The following is a 459-nucleotide window of genomic DNA, read 5'->3' as shown; positions in this document are numbered from 1 at the left end:
GCCCTTGAAGTCGACGAGCACCAGGTTGAGCTGCTCGGGTGAGTGCGACGTGATCATCGACAGCACCAGCGTGCGCAGGAATTCCGACTTGCCCGACCCGGTGGCACCGATGCACAGCCCGTGCGGGCCCATGCCGCCCTCGGCGGCCTCCTTGATGTCGAGTTCGATGGGCTGCCCGTTGGGGGTGATACCGATCGGCACCCGCAGCCGCTCCCGCGGAGACCGCTGCCGCCAGATCTGTTCTGGCACGATGCCTGCGGCGTCGGGAATCTTCAGCAGCGCCATCAGGCCTGTGTCGACAGCCCTCGAATCGGCCTCCAGGCTGACAATGTGCGCGGCGTTCGCCGGCCGGTAGCGACCGATCCGCCGTGCCGTGGTCTCGGCCTCGGGAATGGTGATGGTGTCCGGGGTGGCGAACCGTTCGACACCGACGGCGGTCCGCGCGGCCACATCGTCACC

Annotated in this window: 1 protein-coding gene; it reads right to left on the bottom strand. The window is 68.2% G+C overall.

Annotated features, from left to right (window positions below; genetic code table 11):
* Window positions 1–459 (bottom strand): FtsK/SpoIIIE domain-containing protein (locus RM844_RS32610; RefSeq protein ID WP_311671052.1); only part of this gene is annotated, 459 nt, incomplete at both ends.

Source organism: Streptomyces chisholmiae (assembly GCF_031845445.1).
Taxonomy (GTDB): Bacteria; Actinomycetota; Actinomycetes; order Streptomycetales; family Streptomycetaceae; genus Streptomyces; species Streptomyces chisholmiae.
This window is presented reverse-complemented; position numbering and strand designations above follow the sequence as displayed.